Origin of the sequence: Porphyromonas sp. HMSC077F02, from assembly GCF_001815465.1 — a bacterium.
Classification (GTDB): domain Bacteria; phylum Bacteroidota; class Bacteroidia; order Bacteroidales; family Porphyromonadaceae; genus Porphyromonas_A; species Porphyromonas_A somerae.
The window spans coordinates 1-20,856 of sequence record NZ_KV820646.1 but is presented as its reverse complement, the minus strand read 5'-3'; the positions used below and the strand labels follow the sequence as shown (position 1 = coordinate 20,856).

Genomic DNA, 20,856 nt, shown 5'->3' with positions numbered 1-20,856 from the left:
AGTTGCAACAAAGCAATTGCTTAGTTGCAACTAAACTTTTGCCTTCCTCGAATGGAAAATTTTGTACGGTTAATCTGCATCAATCAACACCCTAAAAATTGCATTTTACGGGTTCAAAGTCCTCAAACAAGTTCTCCGATCTCCTCTTAAGGAAAGGTCACAAATCAATGAGATTGTTGCATGCAGAAGTTCTGCTCTATTGTCTACGGCATAAATTTGTCCGTTCCACAAGAGTCGTGTGGTGGTGGTGACGCAGAACCCTCTAGTCAACGGCTCTTCGAGCCTAGACTAGGAGCTACGTTAAATCGGACCTCTACCGAGGTCCTTCAACGACTTGTCCGAAAAAAGCACCCGCAAGGGTGCAACTCAGCTAGCCCCTAGTCGAGGCTCGCAGAGCCGAAGACTAGCGGGAATAGTATTGGGTTTTATCAATCGACCCTTGTGGTCGCACTTGGATAGGTGAGTGCGAGCACATGGGGTCGTAGGTTTTTTGAAAAAAAAAGATGGTGAAGTAGCTCATGAGCCACTTCACCATCCGATGTGGGTATCGTAAGATAAGGGTTACTTGCTGTAGTCGTAGAAACCTCTACCGGTCTTACGACCGAGGAGGTTGGCACGAACCATCTTGCGAAGTAGGGTATGAGGGCGGTACTTAGGATCGCCATACTCATTGAAGAGCACCTCCATAATAGCAAGGCATACATCGAGCCCGATGAAGTCGCCCAGCTCGAGTGGTCCCATTGGGTGGTTGGCACCCAACTTCATAGCGGTATCGATCTCCTCTACGGTAGCGACACCATCGGCATATTCACCGATCGCCTCATTGATCATAGGGATCAGGATACGATTGACTACAAATCCAGGGGCTTCATTGACCTTCACTGCCACCTTGCCGAGCTGCTCACAAAGCTGTAGCACGGTGGTGAGGGTGGCTTCGCTAGTGAGCTGGCCAGTGATCACCTCTACCAATTTCATCACTGGTACGGGGTTGAAGAAGTGCATACCGATCACCTTCTCTGGTCGCTTGGTAGCCGCTGCTAGCTCGGTGATAGAGAGAGAGGAGGTATTGGTGGCGATGATCGCCTCGGGCTGTAGGATAGAGCAGAGGTGGGTGAGGATCTCTTTCTTCACCTCCATCTCTTCGCTCACTGCCTCAATCACGAGGTCGGCATCCTTGACCTGCTCAAAGTCGGTAGTGGTGGTGATGCGAGCGAGGATAGCGTCGCGATCCTCTGCGGTCATACGTCCTTTATCTACCTGACGATTGAGCCCCTTCTCCATACGAGCCATAGCTCTGCCTAGTGACTCTGTAGAGCGACCTTTCATAGTCACTTCTAGAGACTTCTGTGCCATAGTCTGTGCTATGCCAGCACCCATGGTGCCATTTCCGAGTACTACGATTTTCATAATATCTTGTTGTTTATTATTGGTTTTGGAATCTAAAACTTTGGGGTCCGCTTCTCTAGGAAGGCACTCATCCCCTCCTTTTGCTCGGGAGAGGCAAAGGCGTTGCTAAAGAGGTGGTTTTCGATGGCGATGGCGGTATCAATATCGGCTTGCAGACCACGCTGGATCGCCATCTTGGAGAGGGCAACGGCGTGGGGTGACTTAGCGGCGATCTCCTCGGCTATCGCTTGCACGGTGGGTAGCAGCTCTTCGGGTGCTACCACTCTATTGACGAGCCCTATACGAAGAGCCTCATCGGCTGGAATGATACGGGCGGTGAAGATCAATTCACTCGCCTCTCCGGCACCTACTAGGCGGGGTAGCCTTTGGGTACCACTGAAGCCGGGAGGAATGCCGAGCCCCACTTCGGGCTGACCGAACTTGGCCTTTTCGGAGGCGATGCGGAAGTCGCACGCCATAGCGAGTTCGCACCCTCCGCCAAGTGCAAAGCCGTTGACAGCGGCAATCACAGGGATGGGAAGGAGCTCTAGCTGGCGAAAGACTTTGGCACCACGCTGACCGAAGGTGAGTGCCTCCTCGGGGGTGAATTGCGACATCTCGCTGATATCGGCACCAGCGACAAAGCTGCGACCCGCCCCGGTGATGATGAGCACGCGGGTGGAGGGGGCTAGATGATTGAGGGCATCGCCGAGCTCCTCGAGCACTTGGGTAGAGAGTGCATTGAGGGCTTCGGGACGGTGGATGGTAATGGTGGTGATAGCCCCATTACCATCCACTTTAATGGTCTGATACTCCATCATCTCAACGCTCCTTATCTTGGAGAGCTTGGAGTTTCTGAGTAAGGATAGGGACGATCTTGTGAAGGTCGCCTACCACGCCGAGGTCGGCTACTTGGAAGATAGGTGCGAACTTATCTTTATTAACGGCGATGATGTACTCGCTCTCCTCCATACCGGCCAAGTGCTGGATAGCTCCTGAGATACCAAGGGCTAGGTAAAGGTCGGGACGAACGGTCTTACCGGTCTGGCCTACCTGACGCTCGTGACCGATGATACCAGCATCAACCATCGCACGTGAAGAGGAGACTTCGGCATTGAGGGTCTCGGCCAGCTCTTGCAGCTTGCTGAAGCCATTGCCGGTACCTACGCCACGGCCACCTGAGACGAGTACGTTAGCCTCGGTGATATCGATGAGGGTCTTGGTCTCTGTCTCTTTACGGATCAGGCGAACTCTCTGGCACTTCTCAATATCAAAGGGCACCTCTACCTTTTCTACCACACCCTTACGACTGGCATCGCTTGGCTTACGGCGCATCACGCCTGGACGAACGGTAGACATCTGTGGTCGGCTGTTCTTACAGATGATAGTAGCCATAAGGTTACCTCCGAAGGCTGGACGGGTCATGAGCAGATTGCGTTCCTCATTGATATCGAGTGAAGTACAATCGGCAGTAAGACCGGTGTGAAGCCTTGACGAAAGTCTTGGACCAAGGTCGCGACCAATAGTGGTAGCACCTAGAAGTACGATCTCGGGCTTGTAGGTGTGGACGATATGGCAGATGGCCTCGGCATAGGGCTCTGTGATATAATCCTTGAGGAGGTCGTGATCTACCACCAGCACTCTATCGGCACCAGCATGGATGAGCTGCTCTGAGAGTGGCTCTACCCCCTTACCGAGGAGTACTGCTGTTACCTGCTCGTTGATTGAATCGGCAAGGTCGCGGGCTTTTCCAAGCAACTCAAAGGCAACATTCTGAACGATGCCATTGCGCTGCTCTGCAAATACTATTATACCTTTATATTGTTCCATAGTCGCTTCTTAAATAATAAATTTCTCTTGCAGTTTTTCTAAGATGATATCGGCAGCCTCCTCTGGGGTAAGCTCTTCGTGGAGTGTACCCATGGCCTTGGCACCCTTGGTAAAGGACTTGTTCACGTTGGTAGGCGATCCCTTGAGCCCTAGGCGGGTCTCATCAACTGGGAAGGAGCCGAAGTTGAGCTCTACAATCTCTTTGTCAAAGGCTGTCATGATGTCGGAGACATTCATGTAGCGTGGCTGATAGGCCGATGCCAAGAAGGTGAGCATGCAGGGGAGGTCTACCTCTAGGTATTCGTGACCGTCCTCAAGGTTTTTCTTGACGGTGAGGGTCTTCTTACCATCATAATCGACATGCTCTACGTAGGTGATCTGTGGGAGGTCGAGCTGCTCGGCAATCTGTGGACCTACCTGTGCGGTGTCACCATCAATGGCCTGACGACCTGCAAGGATCACATCATAAGGCTCTAGCGACTTGATGGCTTGGGAGATGGTATAGCTGGTAGCAAGGGTATCGGCACCACCAAACTTGCGGTCGGTGATGAGGAAGCCTTTGTCGCACCCCATACCAAAAGCCTCGTAAAGAACAGCCTTGGCCTGAGGAGGTCCCATGGTGATGACATCAACCTCGGCACCGAAGCGATCTTTGAACTGTAGTGCCTGCTCAAGAGCACCCTTATCATCGGGATTCATAATACTTGGTACACCGGTACGGATGAGGGTACCCTTGACTGGATCGAGCTTGATCTCAGTGGTATCTGGAACTTGCTTTATGCAAACTAAAATCTTCATATTTCAGGAATGTATTTACTCGTTTTTACTTCAGTAGATTGGCTGCAATCACCATACGCTGTACCTCACTGGTACCCTCGTAGATCTCGGTAATCTTGGCATCGCGCATCATTCGCTCCACTGGATACTCACGGGTGTAGCCGTATCCGCCGTGGAATTGGACGGCCTTATTGGTCATCTCCATTGCTGTCTCGGCACAATAGAGCTTGGCACGAGCGGCAGGAACGGTGTAGGGCTGGCCGTTGTCTTTGCACCACGCTGCTTTACGCACAAGTAGCGACGCACACTCAATGCGTGCCTCAAGGTCGGCCAACTGGAATTGGGTATTCTGGAACTTCGCGATACTGCGACCAAACTGCTTACGCTCCTTGGTGTACTTCACGGTCTCCTCCATAGCACCACGGGCAATACCAAGGGCTTGTGAAGCGATACCGATACGACCACCATCGAGGGTCTTCATGGCTACCTTGAAGCCTTGACCTACCTTGCCGAGTAGATTCTCCTTAGGCACAATGCAATTCTCCATAATCAGCTCGCAAGTAGCTGAGCCACGGATACCCATCTTGAGCTCCTTCTTTCCTACTGAGAAGCCAGGGAAGTCTTTCTCCACGATAAAGGCAGAGATACCTTTATTGCCAAGGCTCTTATCGGTCATGGCAAAGATGATGTAGACGTGGGCATACTCGGCATTGGTGATGAAGATCTTATTGCCATTGAGTACGTAGTGGTCTTCCTCCTCTACAGCGAAGGTCTGCTGACCAGCTGCGTCGGTACCGGCATTGGGCTCGGTAAGTCCGAAGGCACCAATCCACTCACCCGATGCGAGGCGTGGTAGGTAACGCTCCTTCTGCTCGGGGGTACCAAAGAACATAATTGGGTCGCAGCAGAGTGAGCTATGAGCTGATACTACTACGCCAGTGGTAGCACATACGCGACTGAGCTCCTCTACCGCCATGGTGTAGATCTGGTTGGTAGCTCCGGCTCCACCATACTCCTTTGGAATGGTGATACCCATAAGGCCGAGCTTGCTCATCTTCTCCACGGTCTCGATGGGAAAGCGCTCCTCTTCATCTATCTCTGCAGCTAGAGGCTTTACCTCTTTCTCTGCAAACTCTCTAATCATCTGCAAGAAGAGTTCTTCCTGAGGTGTGTAATTGAAATTCATAATCAGTATTGTCTATATTATTATTTATGGACTCTATCTTTATTGCTTCATTGGCTGTACGTTTTCGTCGAAATGAAGCTCAGCCTCTGTTGCAGCTTGTATCTCTTCACGACTCACGCCATCGTATATCTCGGTGACCCAAAGACCTTTGCCCTTACGCACCTCAATCACGCACATCTCGGTGACAATCATATCTACCTGTCCCTTGGCAGTAAGTGGTAGGCGACACTTCTTGAGGATCTTGGGATTGCCCTTGGCGGTGTGCTCCATAGCGAGGATCACTTTTTTGGTACCTACGAGGAGGTCCATAGCACCACCCATACCGGGGGCACGCTTACCTGGGATAATCCAATTGGCGAGGTCGCCCTCTTCATCTACTTCCAAGGCACCTAGTACGCTAACGTCCACGTGACCTCCGCGAATAATACCGAAGGAGGTGGCGCTATCGAATGTAGCCGCACCCGGCACAGTAGTGATGGCACCACCACCTGCATTGATCCAATCGGGGTCTTCCTGGCCTGCTTCGGGAGTAGCTCCGAGCCCGATCATTCCATTTTCACTCTGTAGCATCACATGTACGCCTTGTGGCAAGAAGGAAGGAACCATTGTGGGCAGCCCGATACCGAGATTGACCACGTCACCATCCTTTAATTCGAGAGCAACTCTCTTTGCGATGACTTCTCTGACTTGTTGTTTGTCTAATGCCATAATCTTAGTCTTTATAGTATTTGTATTTATCTTGTTTTCAGTTTTGTAGCTCCTGACGCCGTACCATCTCTTGTGCGATAAACGAAGCGACGTCATCGGCATAAGTGTTGGCACCAAATCCGGCATCATAGCCTAGCTCCTTGGCAAGCTCGTGGGTGATACGAGGCCCACCGCAACAGACGATCATTCTGTCGCGAAGCCCCTCGGCCTCGATCATCTCTATCAGCTCGGTGAGGTTTTGGATATGGACATCCTTTTGCGTCACTGTCTGGGAGATGAGCAGAGCATCGGCACCAAACTCGATCGCCTTTGCCAAAAACTCATCATTAGGCACCTGGCTACCCAGATTGCGTGCCTCGATCATATCATAACGCTCTAGACCATAATGCCCAGCGAAGCCTTTCATATTCATGATCGCATCAATACCTACGGTATGTGCGTCGGTACCGGTACTAGCTCCTAGCACCTTGATAGGTTTGCCCAAGTGGGTGCGGATATAGTCGTCGGTCTCCTCCATCGACATAGTGGTCGACTCCACTTTGGGCACATAGATATTGCTATAATCTACCGTATGGGTACAGCTACCATAGCAATTGAAAAAGGTATAGCCCTCGGTCAGTTCTTTCGAAAAGACCACCATAGGATTTTGGAAGCCCATCTCCTTGAGGAGCAACTTAGCTGCCTCCTCAGCTTCGGCACCCTTAGGTACAGGAAGGGTAAAACTCAGCTGTACCTTGCCATCGTTCATGGTGTCGCCATAAGGCTTCACCTTGGATAGGTCTAATGTCCTATCAAAACTTTTATCTTCGGTTGAATATAGTCCTCCACTCATAACTTGCCCGCAATCTTATTGTCTTTCATTAGTTCCAAAATAGGGTTGTAGTAGCGCTCCCCTTTGCGCTTAACGCCATCCAGACCTTTACCACCATCTTGTGGTCGCTTGATATCAGCAAAGATACCCTTTGAAAGGGCAATAAAGAGACCCTCCTCCTGGATATCCTGCAATAGTGTCAATGCCTTCTCAAGCACATTCTTGGCACGGGTCTGCATGATACCATTCTCCTTAAACTCCACATCGTCGCCGATGGACTTCATGTTGTTGAAGATATAGCGAGCGTTCTCAATTGAGAGATATCGGTCGCTCATAAATGGAGTGTGTATCGCCTCGGTAGGCATACCTAGAAGCTGTAGCCCTTGGTGTGTCCAGATACCGATCATATTGAATAGAGCATCTTGGATATGACCTCTAAAGATATTACCGGTCATAAACTTTGTAGGTGGCATATACTTCAATGGTGCCTTAGGGAAGATCTCCCTCGTCATCTGAGCCTGTGCCAATTCATAGAGGAAGCCATTTTCCACGGCAGGATCCATCTCAAAGGCGTGGCCGAGTCCCATCTGCTCTTCTGGGATACCCGCCTTGAGGGCAAATTGCTCGTTGATAAAGTCCGAGGCCAAGACCGTATGTGCCTCCTCAAGAGCATCAGCAGTGGTGAGGTAGTTATCCTCACCGGTATTGATAATCACCCCAGCGAAACCATTGATCACACGACTAGTGTACTGGTCCACGATGGTTCGCTTCATATTGATATCCCTAAATAGAATGCCATAAAGGGCATCATTGAGCATCACATCTAGCCCTTCAAAAGCACCCATAATAGCAATCTCAGGCATACAAAGACCCGAGCAGTAGTTACAGAGTCGGATATAGCGTCCTACCTCCTCACCCACTTCATCAAGGGCTTTTCGCATAATGCGGAAGTTTTCTTGCGTCGCATAGGTACCGCCAAATCCCTCAGTAGTAGCTCCGTAGGGGACATAGTCAAGAAGGCTTTGCCCCGTGGTACGAATCACCGCAATGATATCGGCACCTTGGCGAGCTGCCGCCTGTGCCTGCACCACGTCCTCATAGATATTACCAGTCGCAACAATCACATAGAGATAAGGCTGTGGTCCTTCGCCCACCTCCTTGATAAACTTTTCCCTTCTGGCTCTCCTTGCTGCAATTCGCTCCATACCTGCCTTAATATATGGGGCGAGTATATCAGCCACCTCCTGCTCAGAGGCTGCAGGAAACTGTGTCAGCTTTATCTTACCATCCGACACCTCCTCAGCTATCTCCTGAGGCTCCTTTCCCGTTGCAACCATCGCGGATGCTAGATAGAATAGAGCTCCATTGGAGAGTGCATTCTCCTCCACCAGATGCTCCACCACCACATTGGGAAGCGGCACTTGATTTCCATCTACACCATCTATCCCTACAAAGCGACAAAGGGTGCGTTCTACGGCTACCGTCGTATATTCATCTACAAAGGTCTGTACATCCTCAGCAATAGCTCGTGCTGCCCCACGTGCTTGCTCCACCTTTGAGAAGTCAATTCCCACCTTACTTTTCATATTCATTCGATCGTCCTAAAACAGTTGTTGCTTAAGTCCAAAAACTCCTCATCCACCCCAAGTAGTCGAGCAATCCGAAAGGCCTCTCTCGGCACAGACTCCTGACTATCTGGCACCAAACTATAATCCATCAGCTCAGCGAGATGTGCCACCTCTACGCCGTGCATATCATGTCCCTCCACAAATCCCCGTACCCTCCATCGCCTTCCTTGCGAGGGCACTCCACTATAGTGAGTAGTGATCAGTGCCATAGCCCCATATTGCTCTAGTAGCTTCACAAGTCCTGAGACAAGGGCATACCCCTCTTCAGGGTTGGTGGTACGAGCGGGTTCATCAATAATCGCAAGCACTTTCTGCCCACTCTTCACCGCCTGGATGATACCATTGAGCCGAATCATCTCTGCTCCAAATGAAGAGAGCCCCAACCGCATATCCTCGCCATCACCGGCTGAATAAAGAAGATGCTCTACCACCACCATGGTAGCAGACTTCGCCAAGACATACATGCCAAACTGCATCATCCCCTGTGCCAGTGCTACCGAGTGCAAAAGCACACTCTTACCTCCCATATTGGCACCAGAGATCAGGGTCGGCTCCTCTTCAAACTCTATTGAAACTGGCTGAAAGCGTTCCCCACTCCTTCTTACCTGATCTGCCACCTCGGGATTCACCAACTCCTCCATATGAGTGGTACCAGAGGAGATAGGCTTTGGCCGACACGCCCGATACCTCACTGCCCAATCAGCCTTTGCCAAAATAGCCGTATCGTGTGCCAGAGCCTTTAATACCATCTCTAGCGAGTCGGCAAAAGGGGCCAATTCCTCAGTTAGCCTAGCTCTCACCTCCTCCTCACACTGCGAGAGTTGGGCATTGAGCTCCGCCAAAGGGGTCTCCTCCTTCGTCCGCTCAATCGCCTCTCTTATCTCCTTGAGCCGTGCATCAAAATAATTATCTAGATAAAAGCTAGGCAACCGTTCCTCGCGTGGGTCGAGCACCGATAGCACTCCCTTCAGCGAAGGACGTTCGGTCAATTGGTAGTGATAATGGTCCTGCAACTGAGCAATCTTTTCATCAATCAGAGCTAGCTTCTTTATCTCAAAGAGATCCACATCGCTACAGATAGCACCCGTAGCCCTTAGCACCTCAATAGAACCAGAGATATTCACCACCTCCTCAAGCTGTAGCTGCAAGAGCGGAATCCCCTCAGAAGACTGTATGTAGCCGACGAACTTAGCCACCTCATCGAGTGCCTCTTCAATCTCCTCGCGACTCGTGAGCCAATAGCTATCCAATAGAGCCAAGCGACCTATGCTAGAGGAAAAGCTCATCTCCTCCAGCACATACCTCAGCCCCTTGATATGGTCTAGTGCCTCACGAAATCTCATCACTACATCTCATTATATCATACACTGGCACCTCAAGTGCCTCACTCATTCGCTCACACATCTCCTCCGAAGGCATCCTAAATCCTGTCGGAGCAACAGGGTTAAAGGTCACCGCCACCAACTCTGCCCGCCGAAGGGTATAGAGCTTTTTGCCACTCGCCAGAAGGCTTCTCACCGCCTGACCCGAGACAAACAGCCTCGTAAAGTCGCGGACAATCAGCCCCCGACACCCCTTAGCCTGCCGAATACGCTCTAAGAGATTGTCGTGCACCGCCCCAGAGACAAATACCAGTCCCTCCAGTAATTGCCACCGACCATCCTCCCAAAATTGGGGAAGGAGTGCCGACGCATAGCCAGGGTCGAGCACCTCATCACCTACCACCAGGCGTATCCCATGAGTTACCTCCTCAAGTCTACTCGCTAGTAGACGATCCGAAAGCTCCGGCAACTCTATCTGCTGCACCAGCTCCTTGGTGAGCTGTATCAGCCGCTCTGGCTGTGCCGAAAAGGCCGCACCCGTAGCAAGTATCAGCCCATCAGCTACTGCAGGAGAAGCGAGTGACTTCCGAGAGAGTGCCCCATCAATAATCGATAGGTCGGCACCATCTCGCCGCATCACCTCCACCACCTTTCGTAGCCCTTGAGTGGTGGGTGGTCCAGCAATCAGCACCTTGCCCTCTCCTCTCGCACGAGCATATATCAGACGCCCAGTAGAAGTGGTATAAACCCGCTCCACTCCCAGCACCTCCGCCGAGAGCTGTTTCTGCCGATAGTAGTGCTCCGCCGTGACAAATAGAGTCCCCTTAGAGAGTGTAATCTCGGGCTTCTCCGTCTGCGTCACTTGATCGCGTCGCTCCCCCTCCAGCCCTATAGAGGTAAGTCCTACCACCTTATCAGGTGCTTGAGAGGCTATCCGCTGCAGTACATAATTGAGTGTGGCAGTCTTGCCAGTATTCTTGGCCGTTCCTACGATCGAAAGGCTACTGAGTTCTAGTAGTTTTTTGATAAATGGCATACCAGGAATATTGACAAGAGATCGCCTCACCCACGTGAGTTACTTATCCTTATTCTGCTCTCTAATCCTCTTGGTACGCTCCTTACGTGCCAAGTGAGTAGGAGATAGCGATAGATGATTACCGGCAAGGAGTGAAGCTACTCCGTCGCAAGTATCATTACACTCCTCACAGTTGCAAGTACCCTCTTGGTACCCCTCGGGCTCCGTATAAGTGGTAATCACTCCCTCATAATTGCGGAGCACCACACGGCGAGGCGACTGAGAGATAATGTAATTAGGCATCACTGGAATCTTACCACCGCCACCAGGAGCATCCACCACAAAGGTAGGTACACAGTAGCCCGAAGTATGTCCTCTCAAAGCCTCAATGATCTCAATACCCTTGGATACTGGAGTACGGAAGTGGCTAATACCTTGAGAAAGGTCGCACACATATATATAATAAGGACGTACTCTAATCTTTACCAACTCATGTACCAAGTGCTTCATAATGCTAGGGCAGTCATTGATACCACGCAAAAGCACCGATTGATTACCCAGAGGGATACCAGCATTGGCAAGACGCTCACAAGCTAGCTTCGACTCCTCGGTAATCTCATTAGGGTGATTGAAGTGGGTATTGAGCCATACAGGGTGATACTTAGAAAGCATCTGTACCAGCTCAGGAGTGATACGCTGTGGCAATACTACAGGAGCACGCGAACCAAAGCGGATAATCTCCACGTGTGGAATAGCCCTTAGCCTCTGTAGGATATACTCTAGCATCTTATCCCCTACCATCAGAGCGTCGCCACCCGAGAGAAGCACATCACGTACCTCTGTAGCCTGCTCAATATACTCAAGGGCTCTATCAATGCGCTCTCTAGGAGCAGAGGCATCCTTATGCCCAGCAAAACGACGGCGAGTGCAGTGACGGCAATACATTGCACACATATCAGTAATCAGGAATAGCACCCTATCAGGATATCTGTGGGTGAGCCCTGGTACTGGAGAGTCCTCGTCCTCGCTCAGAGGGTCGAGCTGATCCTCAGGACTTACCACCAGCTCCTTAGCAGTAGGCACTGCCTGTTTGCGAACTGGGTCATTAGGGTCGTCGGGATTGATTAGGCTTATATAATAAGGGGTAATAGCCATACGGAGCTGCTTTAGCGTGCTGCGTACTCCCTCTAGCTCCTCCTCCGTTAGTGCTACATACTTCTGCAGATCCTCTACCGTTTCAATTCGGTTTTTGAGCTGCCAGTGCCAGTCATTCCACTCCTCATCGGTGACATTAGGGAAGTAGTAGTCTCTTCTACTTTTATTCATAAATAGTATTTTCGGTCGTTATTCTTTATTTGTGGGCAGAGAGATAGGTCAATAGCAGTCTGCCCTATCTCTCTCCACTATTCATTCATCCTTATGCGTAAAGCTCAGTAAATAGCTTTCTCAGTGGTTCGCACTCTCTAAACTCCTGCAGAGTGATCTCGGCATGACCAGCGGTATAGCCATTGCCCACCATCATGGTCACCTGACTTCCTACCCCTTCAGCACCAAGGGCTGCCTTGGTGAAGCTCGTTGCCATAGAGAAGAAGTAGACAATGCCATCCCCCTTGGTACAGAGGATACTCGTCATCTCGGTATCAGGGATATTGACATTGTTGATGGTGATATCACTCATCTTACCATTAGTCAGCTTCTCCACCTTCTCCATTACAGGGATAGGTTGTGTAGCATCGGCCGAGAAGACCTCGTCACAGAAGCCGAGACGCTTTAGTCTATCCACACTCTCTTGAGAGTAATCAATGCCGATCACCTTACCAGTGACACCAGCACGCTTCTTCGCCTCATAGCAGCAGAGCATACCACTCTTACCACCTGCTCCGATGATCGTAACCGTATCCCCTGGCTTCACTAGCTTAGCCACCTGAGCAGGTGCCCCAGCTACGTCAAGAGCCGAAAGCACCAGATTCTCTGGTAGATCATCTGGAATCTTGGCATAGATACCACTCTCAAAGAGAATCGCCTTACCATCGATATCCACCTGGTCAATCTCAGGGCGGATCTCCTTGATCTTATCTATCCTTAGTGGAGTGAGCGAAAGCGAAACAAGTGTTGCCACCTTGTCCCCTTCCTTCAGGTCAATCTTACCCTTGAGGGCATCACCGATCTTCTCCACCACTCCGAGTAGCATACCACCAGAGCCAGTGACAGGATTGCGATGCTTCCCCTGCTTCTCCACAATATCCATCATGATCTCGGCAATCTTATCCTTATCTCCTCCAGCTTGCTTGGAGATCTGGGTAAAGCTTGCAGAGTCTATATTAAGTGTCTTCACATCGATGAGGATCTCATTATCGAAGATCTCATCCATATTATTGTCCACCTTGTCGGCAGGCTGTGGCAATACCCCTTTAGGTGAAATCACCCTATGGGTGCCATATCTATTTCCTGGTTTCTGAGCCATATATATATATTAATGTCTATTCTATTATTCTTAATATGAGTGTGTCTAGAGAATCACTTACGAGGTGGGAGTGAAAGGATCTCACGTGCCTCATCAGAGGTAGCAATCTCACGACCCAGCTCCTTGGCAATCCGTACCACCTTTGCTACCAACTCGCCATTGGACTTCGCCAATACCCCCTTAGAGAGGTAGAGGTTATCCTCAAAGCCCACACGCACATGGCCGCCCATAGCGATCGCATGTGCCGCGAGTGTAAACTCATGGCGTCCAATCCCTGTAGCGGTCCAAGTAGACCCTTCAGGAAGAGCATTGACGAGCCACAAAAGGTTGGAAACAGAGGCCGATGAAGCACCTGGGACTCCTAGCACAAAGTTAAACTGCATGGGGTGCCCGGGAGCCTCACCACGGCGAGCCATCTGAAGGGCTGCCTCAAGGTGTCCCATATCAAAGCACTCATACTCTGGCTTGATATTATTCTCGAGCATCCGCTTACCAAAAGCCCTCATCATTGGTAGGGTATTCTCAAATACCTCATCACCGAAGTTCACGGTACCACAATCCAAAGTAGCCATCTCAGGCATCAGCTCGGTAGGTTGCAGGCGTTCCTCAGCCGACATACCCACAGCACCTCCCGTAGAGGGGATAATGATAACATCGGGCAATTCACGCAAGATAGCATCCATCACCTCCTTGTAGCGAGCCTTGCTCTGAGTAGGGGTACCATCATCCTCCCGTACATGCACGTGAAGCACAGCAGCACCAGCATCATAAGCACTCTTGGCTTCGCGCACCATCTCCTCAACGGTATAAGGGACCGCCGGATTGTGCTCCTTAGTCACTTCAGCACCACAGATTGCAGCAGTAATGATCAGTTTATCCATAATAGCTTACTTTCCTTTGCGTTGACAGTTCTTGGGCACTACACAAGTACCACTAGCTCTACAAACCACAATAGGCTCCTCCAGCACATCGGCTGCCGATGCACTGATATCTGTACGAGGGCTGATCACCTTACGTGCCTCAAAGACCATCTTGCGAGAGGAGTTACCTGCACTCACAATCTCCCCAACAGCCTCAATGTAGTCACCAGCATGGACAGGTGCCTTGAACTCTACATTGTCATAAGCCACAAAAAGGCCCTCATCACCATCATTCATGATGAGCAACTCGGTAGCCACATCGCCAAATAGCTGTAGCATACGTGCTCCATCCACTAAGTTACCACCATAGTGTGCATCACCGCTACTCATGCGGAGGCGGATCATTGACTTTAGATTATTATTCTCCATATATCTAAATGCTCTACTTTATTCAATAATATAATCAACCAAAATGCCTGAAGTATGAATAGCCTCAGGAGCGATCTCACCCGTAGGTACCTTATGCTCAATCTCAGCTACTACAGTATCAGCAGCCATTGCCATAAGGGGTTGGAAATTTTGAGTAGTTCCCTTGTAAACTAGATTGCCCATCTCGTCACCGATACTCCCTTTGATAAAGGCAAACTCGGCTCTTAGTGGCTTCTCAAGGAGGTATTCAACACCATCTACCTTCACCTTTTCCTTGCCATCGGCTACAATAGTACCGAGCCCGGTAGTGGTCAATACGCCACCAAGGCCACAACCTCCGGCCCTAATCTGCTCGGCAAGGGAGCCTTGTGGACAGAAGTGGATCGTCAGCTCGCCACTATTCATCTGCTCAGCAGTGTGAGGGTTGGTGCCGATATGCGATACATAGAGCTCTTTAACCTGATGATTGGCGATAAGGCGTCCGCACCCTAGCTCGGGATAAGAGGTGTCATTGACAATCATTGTGAGATCCTTCACCCCACTCTCTACCAGTGCGTCAATGATCTTCTCGGGGGTACCATTACCAAGGAACCCGCCCACCATGATGCTCATACCATCGTGAAACTTCTCTTTAAGTTGAGATAAACTAATACCTTTACTCATAGCTTGATATATTTATTATAGGTGTATTATTTGTCCAAATTCCAAGTTGCAACCCAAGAGACAGACCAGCTCGTACTACCTCCTGAAACCTTCAATAAAAGGGGTGGTTTTTTCTGTGGTACACCCTTTACAAAAGTCCTTTTACAACCGTCCCTCAAAAATACAGAAAAAATTAGTAATTGCCTAAGAAATTGAGCGGATTCGCTCAAAAATTATATTTTGGAGGGGAGAAGGGCTTTTACCACTTGAATAAATATCAAAACCGATACCTTATCCTACAGCCAGTAGCAAGATAGGTAAAAACGGGCGAAAAGCAACAAACTAGAGGAGACTCAAACAGTCTCTAAAATCAGTGCCCTATCAAAGCAAAAGTTTAGTTGCAACTAACCGATCGACGAGTTGCAACTAAGCAATTGGCGAGTTGCAACTAAGCGTTTGCTTAGTTGCAACTAAACTGAGCCCCAAATAGAGCCCTGTGTATCAAACAGTTACAAAAGCACTTTCTCCGCCATTTCAATCCACCCTCTTTCACCCTACTTCTCACCTCAAAACCGATAGAAAAAGGACCTCGGCAGAGGTTCCAACAAAGCACCCCTCAGGGTGCTCTTATGCCCATATTGGCTGACATTCAATCAAATCTAATTCCTATTGTCGTAACTTTCTATCGCGTAATTCCTAATAGAGGTTGGAAAAACCATTTGCAGTTAGCAATAATTTTAGTATCTTTGCCGAACGTTTATTGACAGTAGAACTAAGTAAATACATAAAGCAATGAAGAGGACATATCAACCTTCGGTAAGGAAAAAGAAGAATAAGCACGGCTTCCGTGCTCGTATGGCTACCGCAAATGGTAGACGTGTACTAGCAGCTCGTCGTGCTAAGGGACGTGCTAGACTGACTGTTTCTGAGTAAAATCTAGGAAGCAGCAGGACTTCTTCGCATAGGGGAGCACTTATTATAAAATAGGTGTGTTGAGATGCTATATCTCGACACACCTATTTTTTATATGTCTATTGCACGATGCATATTACTTTTAATCTTGATTATATGCTAGACAAAGTCCTAGATCAAGTTGTCCGACCTCCCACAAGGGGAGGTCGTAGGGGTGGGTAGGTGATTACCGTATTCCCCCGGTCGTTCGGGCAAGCCCTCCGACCAGGGGCTAGGATCCGTCCGACCGCAAGCGGTCGTTTGATCAGTCCAAAACAATTGACGCTTCGTCTAATTATTAATAACCTCCCCTCGCGGGAGGTCAGACGGATCCTAGCCCCCATTCGAGGCTCGTAGAGCCGATGAATGGGGGAACACGAAAACGCCCCCAACCTTGCGACCCCTTGTGGGTCGGACAAATCCATACCATAGAAAGAGGGTAGCCAGCTTTTTTCGTCGGTCTTAATAATGACGAAATTTGGTATCTTTACGATAAATAAATTAACCAAGACAAGTATGAAAGAGTTGAAGTGCCCTAAGTGTGGCAGTACATTTACCGTAGATGAGGCGGACTACGCCTCTATAGTGGAGCAGGTGCGGACTGCTGAATATCAGTTGGACCTACAGCAGAGGGTCGAAGAGCAGCGAAAGCAGTGGCAAGCGGAGCAAAAGGCGGCCCAATCGGAAAGCTCTCGCCATTACGAGCAGATGATTTCGCAAAAGGATCAGGAGCTCTCATCTCTCAAGGAGCAACTAAAGAGTAGTGAAGTGGCTCAAGAGAATGCGGTGAACAAAGCAGTGGCCAAGGAGCAGGAGCAGATCGCGAAATTGGAGAAGGAATTAGCAGAAGCCAATGGTCTTCACCAAGTAGCTCTACTGAAGGTCGAGAATCTGAGTAAGAATCAGGTACAGGAAAAGGAGCGAGAAATCGCTGACCTCAAGAATCAGATGGCTCTTGCCAAAAGCGAAGCTATGAATAATGAGAATCGACTTCGTGAGGAGAATGCTACGGAGGTACGGCTACTCAAGGAGCAGGTGGAGCTCTATCGTGATATGAAGGCACGTCTCTCCACAAAGATGGTAGGAGAGACGCTGGAGCAGCACTGCTATACGGAGTATGGGCGGATAAGTATGCTTTTTCCCAATGCCACTTTTGAGAAGGATAATGATGCCTCCTCGGGCTCCAAAGGGGACTTTATATTCCGCGACTATACCGATGATGGGCAGGAGTATATCTCAATTATGTTTGAGATGAAAAACCAAAATGAGACCACCGCTACCAAGCACAAGAATGAGGACTTTCTGGAGAAACTAGATAAAGACCGCAAGACTAAGGGGTGCGAGTACGCCGTACTGGTCTCTATGCTGGAGCTTGATAGCGAGCTCTACAATACGGGCATCGTGAATATGTCGCCGAAGTATGAGCGTATGTACGTGATACGCCCACAGTTTTTTATCCCGATGATCACCATCCTTCAGCAGACCTCTCAAAAAAGCATTGAGTACAAGAAGGAATTGGAGCAAGCAAGGCAACAGTCGGTAGATATCACCAACTTTGAGGACAAGCTAAGCGACTTTAAGCAGAAGTTTGGATACAACTACCGGCTAGCCAGTGAGAAGTTTACTAAAGCGATTGATGAGATAGATAAGACCATACAGCACCTCACGAAAGTGCGTGAGGCACTAGTCGGCTCGGAAAACAATCTGAGGCTCGCCAACGACAAGGCGGAGGGACTTACCATCCGCAAGCTAACCTACCAAAACCCAACGATGAAAGCGAAGTTTGAAGAGGAGCGGCAACGGAAAGGAAATCTCGCCTCCCTCGAGGAAGACGACGAATAATAGGAATCAGGACCTCGGCAGAGGTCCGATTTGTTGTAGCCCCCGCGTCGGAGGGCGTAGCCCGAACGACCGGGGGTAAGCAAGAGCTCACATATATATTCGACCCCTTGTGGGTCGGACAATATAAGCTAGAACGTTAAAATCAATCCAAGAATAGGTTGTCCGACCCACAAGGGATCGTAGATTTTGGTCGCCTTATTTACCCCCATTCATCGGCTCTGCGAGCCTCGAATGGGGGCTACAACAAATCGGACCTCCTGCGGAGGTCCTTACCCATAAACACTCCGACGGATATCATTCGGGAAGCCGCAAAATAGAAGAGGGGCAGGTAACTACTAGTAGCTACCTGCCCCTCACTCTTCTTATTGAATTTTGTCAAATAGTGTCTCCGCAGACATCACTCTCTCTACTATACCATAGGAGGTATAGTACACCTTGCCAGATCCACGGCTCGCCAATAGTGAGGTTCCTCCTTTTAGTTTCTCACCTTGCAACCCAATAGGGGCTACATTTTCCTTGGCACCGTCCATCTTTGCGTAGAGGGTGGCTGTCGTCTCATCTCCATCCAGACAGATAGAGTAGATAGGTGTATCGGTAGATCTCAAGCTGGCACTATTGCAGGCCCACGCATTGGCTACCCTCGAGGTAGCATCATCTACCGACCAGATGACTAGCACCGCCTTAGGCTCATTGGCCAAAGTCTCGGCTAGATCACAGCCATCCACCACCATACTTGGTATCTGTTCGCCAGGGTTCAGCCCCTTATCGGCACGTCCTGAAATCACTCTCCCTGATAAAAGCCCAAGGGCAACGAGAGCTACCAGCATACCAAGTAGCATAGTTTTTAGTCTCATAAAAGTCTATCTAAATTCCACTTAACCCACCAAAGACACCCTTCACAGGCATCACAGAGGATGGGCCTCCGAGTTTCGGAGCATGGTGGCACTTCACTAAGTACCATCAAAAATCTTGGCAAAGATAGCAAATATATTATATATCCACACCCATTTATACTTTTTTATCAAGTTGTTTTGATCTTATAACGACCTAAAACCAAGAGTATATACCGTTGTATTCCAACGCATTGATGGTATCAAAGCAAGCAGACGAGCAATGAATATATGAGGTTTCATCATATCCAACACTGAGCGACGGCAAAGCACCTTCAGCTGGGGGTGCAAAGCTTCAACCTCGGCGATACTATCATAGCCGGACCTGAATACGGCCTGTGAGTGGCGAAGAGTATCGTGCTTATGTTGATGCTTCACAATGGTATTATTCAATAAATCACCCACCAAAGTCACTCTTTCACCAAAAGCGGCATAAAGTCGCTCCAGTAGCTCTCTGATCTCTGCATCGGTGAAATACATAAGTACCCCTTCAATGACCAAAACAATATGAGTGGTAGGTGCCATCATGCCTTTTAATTGTTCAATAAAATCGGGTGAGGTAAGGTCGGAAGTGACACTCGTAACCCCATTGAGAGGTGGCACCACCTCTTTTCTTATATTCATTACCTCTTTAAGGTCTAGATCCACCCTCGGGTAGTTTGAGAGGGATGAGAGCGTCCGATGCCATCGAGTGTCAAGCCCACAACCAGCATTCACCAACAAGATAGACTCAGGTGAGTGCTCTAAGGCTATTCTCACAGCTTCGCTATCGCAATACCCTGCCCGAACAAGACAGCCATAGTAGCTCATCTTATTCCAGCCACCATATTTATCCCAGTTGAAGTCAATTTGATTAGCGACATCAATAGCTACTCTATCGCCAAGTATTGGGTGAGGGCTCTCAGCATCTTTCCACCTCATCAATAGTGGAATTAAAAGCGTCTCCTCCACCGCATCAAAGTTTATTTTCCTTTTATCTGCCATCATCATCTTATCTTTTCATAAATCCGATTAGCAAAGCTCCCCAAATAGTCGCATTATCACAATACCTACATAAAGGTATATTGATTGCTGATAATTGTGTACGTTTAGGAAAGTAAGGTAAAACAAGTAGCAGAAGGAGAAACGAGTATGAGTGAAAAAGTAGAGAAGTCCCCTTTTAAGAGGGTGAAGCAATCGATTGAGGAGCTATGGGATGAGTTTGATTTGCATTTCAAGCTAAAGGAGTGGGATGGCAAGCCTTTTGAGCATCCTCAGACTGATGAACTGAAGGCAACGAAGGAGCTTTTGGAGAGCCCTAACTACTATGAGATGATCCCAAGTGGCGAGGAGTGTACGAAGGATAATAGTCTCTACCTGACGATTGATCAGCAATGGTTTGATAAGATCGCTTCGGGAGAGAAGGTGGTGGAGTACCGTGAGATAAAGGAGACGGTGATGGGCAAATACCTCGACTTGAGGGAGTCACCACAGGAGCAGATAGTGCTGAACCCTAATCTGGGAGAGGAGTTTGACTTCTCGCTGGATTCCTACAATAATGGGATATTCCTCTTTGTGCCTCGCTACTTTGAGTACTTGAGACTGGGCGTGGGCTACAACAAGAATAGAGATACGGCGGTGGTGCGGATCAAGGGTATCTGCTTTATGCCTCAAAGAACCTACAAGGGGGATATCTTCAGGTTTGACTATCTGGATGAGAGTGTCACGGACGAGAAGTACGACGCTGCTGCTAAAAAAGGAATGGAGGCGGTGCAGGACCTTCTCTATAAAGCGGATGGACCAGATACCTACTGGCTCATGGCCATCCACCTCGGAGAGGTGGTGGAGCTCAATAGAGGCAAGTAACAACGCACCTTCTGACGAGTTTTGAGACAATCGCAGGCTAGGCCTCAACACCCCGTCATAAAGAGGCGTATAAAAGCACCCGACAGGGTGGCACTCAGCTAGCCCCCAGTCGGAGGGGACGGGAGTCCCCGAACGACTGGCGGGAAAAAGGATGCGACATACGTAATCGACCCTTGTGGTCGCACAAGCCCATGTAGGTGCGACCGCAAGGGTCGTTGGTTGTTATGGTATCTTCATTGTGGTTTCCTGAAAAAGGTTGACTCCGTTAAT

General features: G+C 49.4%; 20 protein-coding genes. 3 read left to right on the top strand and 17 right to left on the bottom strand.

Annotated elements, in window-relative coordinates:
- Nucleotides 1-561 precede the first annotated feature (561 nt).
- The 15 genes from HMPREF3027_RS03080 to HMPREF3027_RS03010 all read right to left on the bottom strand — a co-directional run bounded on the left by HMPREF3027_RS03080 (nt 562) and on the right by HMPREF3027_RS03010 (nt 15,079).
- Nucleotides 562-1,407, bottom strand: coding sequence for a 3-hydroxybutyryl-CoA dehydrogenase (locus tag HMPREF3027_RS03080; RefSeq protein ID WP_018027943.1), 846 nt, complete (start codon nt 1,405-1,407; stop codon nt 562-564).
- Nucleotides 1,408-1,439: 32 nt separating this feature from the next.
- Nucleotides 1,440-2,207 (bottom strand): enoyl-CoA hydratase-related protein, encoded by a 768-nt coding sequence (locus tag HMPREF3027_RS03075; RefSeq protein ID WP_070706959.1) that lies wholly within the window; start codon nt 2,205-2,207, stop codon nt 1,440-1,442.
- A gap of 1 nt (nt 2,208) precedes the next feature.
- Nucleotides 2,209-3,216 carry an electron transfer flavoprotein subunit alpha/FixB family protein gene (locus tag HMPREF3027_RS03070; RefSeq protein WP_070706957.1) on the bottom strand — a complete coding sequence of 336 codons (1,008 nt, stop codon included), beginning with the start codon at nt 3,214-3,216 and terminating at the stop codon, nt 2,209-2,211.
- A gap of 9 nt (nt 3,217-3,225) precedes the next feature.
- Nucleotides 3,226-4,014: an electron transfer flavoprotein subunit beta/FixA family protein gene (locus HMPREF3027_RS03065; protein ID WP_018027940.1), complete on the bottom strand. Its 789-nt coding sequence runs from the start codon at nt 4,012-4,014 to the stop codon at nt 3,226-3,228.
- A 25-nt stretch (nt 4,015-4,039) separates the two neighbouring features.
- The gene (locus tag HMPREF3027_RS03060) at nt 4,040-5,179 is read right to left on the bottom strand and encodes an acyl-CoA dehydrogenase (RefSeq protein WP_018027939.1); all 1,140 of its coding nucleotides are present in this window, start codon (nt 5,177-5,179) and stop codon (nt 4,040-4,042) included.
- A 39-nt stretch (nt 5,180-5,218) separates the two neighbouring features.
- The gene (locus HMPREF3027_RS03055) at nt 5,219-5,887 is read right to left on the bottom strand and encodes a 3-oxoacid CoA-transferase subunit B (RefSeq protein ID WP_018027938.1); all 669 of its coding nucleotides are present in this window, start codon (nt 5,885-5,887) and stop codon (nt 5,219-5,221) included.
- Between the two features lie 37 nt (nt 5,888-5,924).
- Nucleotides 5,925-6,719: a lysine 5,6-aminomutase subunit beta gene (locus tag HMPREF3027_RS03050; RefSeq protein ID WP_070706956.1), complete on the bottom strand. Its 795-nt coding sequence runs from the start codon at nt 6,717-6,719 to the stop codon at nt 5,925-5,927.
- Nucleotides 6,716-8,284 carry a lysine 5,6-aminomutase subunit alpha gene (locus HMPREF3027_RS03045; RefSeq protein ID WP_070707034.1) on the bottom strand — a complete coding sequence of 523 codons (1,569 nt, stop codon included), beginning with the start codon at nt 8,282-8,284 and terminating at the stop codon, nt 6,716-6,718. The genes HMPREF3027_RS03050 and HMPREF3027_RS03045 overlap by 4 nt, the downstream gene beginning before the upstream one ends.
- Before the next feature lie 2 nt (nt 8,285-8,286).
- Nucleotides 8,287-9,669: a lysine 5,6-aminomutase reactivase ATPase KamC gene (locus tag HMPREF3027_RS03040; RefSeq protein WP_070706955.1), complete on the bottom strand. Its 1,383-nt coding sequence runs from the start codon at nt 9,667-9,669 to the stop codon at nt 8,287-8,289.
- Entirely contained in the window at nt 9,656-10,684 is a 1,029-nt protein-coding gene (locus tag HMPREF3027_RS03035; protein WP_070706954.1) for a lysine 5,6-aminomutase reactivase subunit KamB, read from the bottom strand. Before HMPREF3027_RS03035 ends, HMPREF3027_RS03040 begins: the two co-directional genes overlap by 14 nt.
- 39 nt (nt 10,685-10,723) lie before the next feature.
- Nucleotides 10,724-11,989 carry a lysine 2,3-aminomutase gene (ablA, locus tag HMPREF3027_RS03030; RefSeq protein ID WP_018027933.1) on the bottom strand — a complete coding sequence of 422 codons (1,266 nt, stop codon included), beginning with the start codon at nt 11,987-11,989 and terminating at the stop codon, nt 10,724-10,726.
- A 91-nt stretch (nt 11,990-12,080) separates the two neighbouring features.
- Nucleotides 12,081-13,127, bottom strand: a complete 1,047-nt coding sequence (locus HMPREF3027_RS03025) for an L-erythro-3,5-diaminohexanoate dehydrogenase (RefSeq protein ID WP_018027932.1) — start codon at nt 13,125-13,127, stop codon at nt 12,081-12,083.
- A gap of 53 nt (nt 13,128-13,180) precedes the next feature.
- Entirely contained in the window at nt 13,181-14,008 is an 828-nt protein-coding gene (locus HMPREF3027_RS03020; protein WP_018027931.1) for a 3-keto-5-aminohexanoate cleavage enzyme, read from the bottom strand.
- A 6-nt stretch (nt 14,009-14,014) separates the two neighbouring features.
- Complete coding sequence (locus HMPREF3027_RS03015; RefSeq protein ID WP_018027930.1) at nt 14,015-14,416, bottom strand: 3-aminobutyryl-CoA ammonia lyase; 402 nt, start codon at nt 14,414-14,416, stop codon at nt 14,015-14,017.
- An 18-nt stretch (nt 14,417-14,434) separates the two neighbouring features.
- The gene (locus tag HMPREF3027_RS03010; RefSeq protein ID WP_070706953.1) at nt 14,435-15,079 is read right to left on the bottom strand and encodes a CoA transferase subunit A; all 645 of its coding nucleotides are present in this window, start codon (nt 15,077-15,079) and stop codon (nt 14,435-14,437) included.
- Nucleotides 15,080-15,850: 771 nt separating this feature from the next.
- On the opposite strand from HMPREF3027_RS03010, the gene rpmH reads away from it, so the two are divergent.
- Both rpmH and HMPREF3027_RS03000 read left to right on the top strand, forming a co-directional pair.
- Nucleotides 15,851-15,991: a 50S ribosomal protein L34 gene (rpmH, locus tag HMPREF3027_RS03005; RefSeq protein ID WP_021903222.1), complete on the top strand. Its 141-nt coding sequence runs from the start codon at nt 15,851-15,853 to the stop codon at nt 15,989-15,991.
- Between the two features lie 534 nt (nt 15,992-16,525).
- The gene (locus HMPREF3027_RS03000) at nt 16,526-17,851 is read left to right on the top strand and encodes a DUF2130 domain-containing protein (RefSeq protein ID WP_018027927.1); all 1,326 of its coding nucleotides are present in this window, start codon (nt 16,526-16,528) and stop codon (nt 17,849-17,851) included.
- A gap of 362 nt (nt 17,852-18,213) precedes the next feature.
- Here HMPREF3027_RS03000 and HMPREF3027_RS02995 read toward each other — a convergent pair whose 3' ends face one another.
- Both HMPREF3027_RS02995 and HMPREF3027_RS02990 read right to left on the bottom strand, forming a co-directional pair.
- The gene (locus HMPREF3027_RS02995; RefSeq protein WP_246830512.1) at nt 18,214-18,705 is read right to left on the bottom strand and encodes a hypothetical protein; all 492 of its coding nucleotides are present in this window, start codon (nt 18,703-18,705) and stop codon (nt 18,214-18,216) included.
- A 183-nt stretch (nt 18,706-18,888) separates the two neighbouring features.
- Entirely contained in the window at nt 18,889-19,731 is an 843-nt protein-coding gene (locus HMPREF3027_RS02990) for a class I SAM-dependent methyltransferase (RefSeq protein ID WP_070706946.1), read from the bottom strand.
- A 141-nt stretch (nt 19,732-19,872) separates the two neighbouring features.
- Here HMPREF3027_RS02990 and HMPREF3027_RS02985 point away from each other — a divergent pair, with 141 nt between their 5' ends.
- The gene (locus tag HMPREF3027_RS02985) at nt 19,873-20,586 is read left to right on the top strand and encodes a hypothetical protein (protein ID WP_083317484.1); all 714 of its coding nucleotides are present in this window, start codon (nt 19,873-19,875) and stop codon (nt 20,584-20,586) included.
- Nucleotides 20,587-20,856 lie beyond the last annotated feature (270 nt).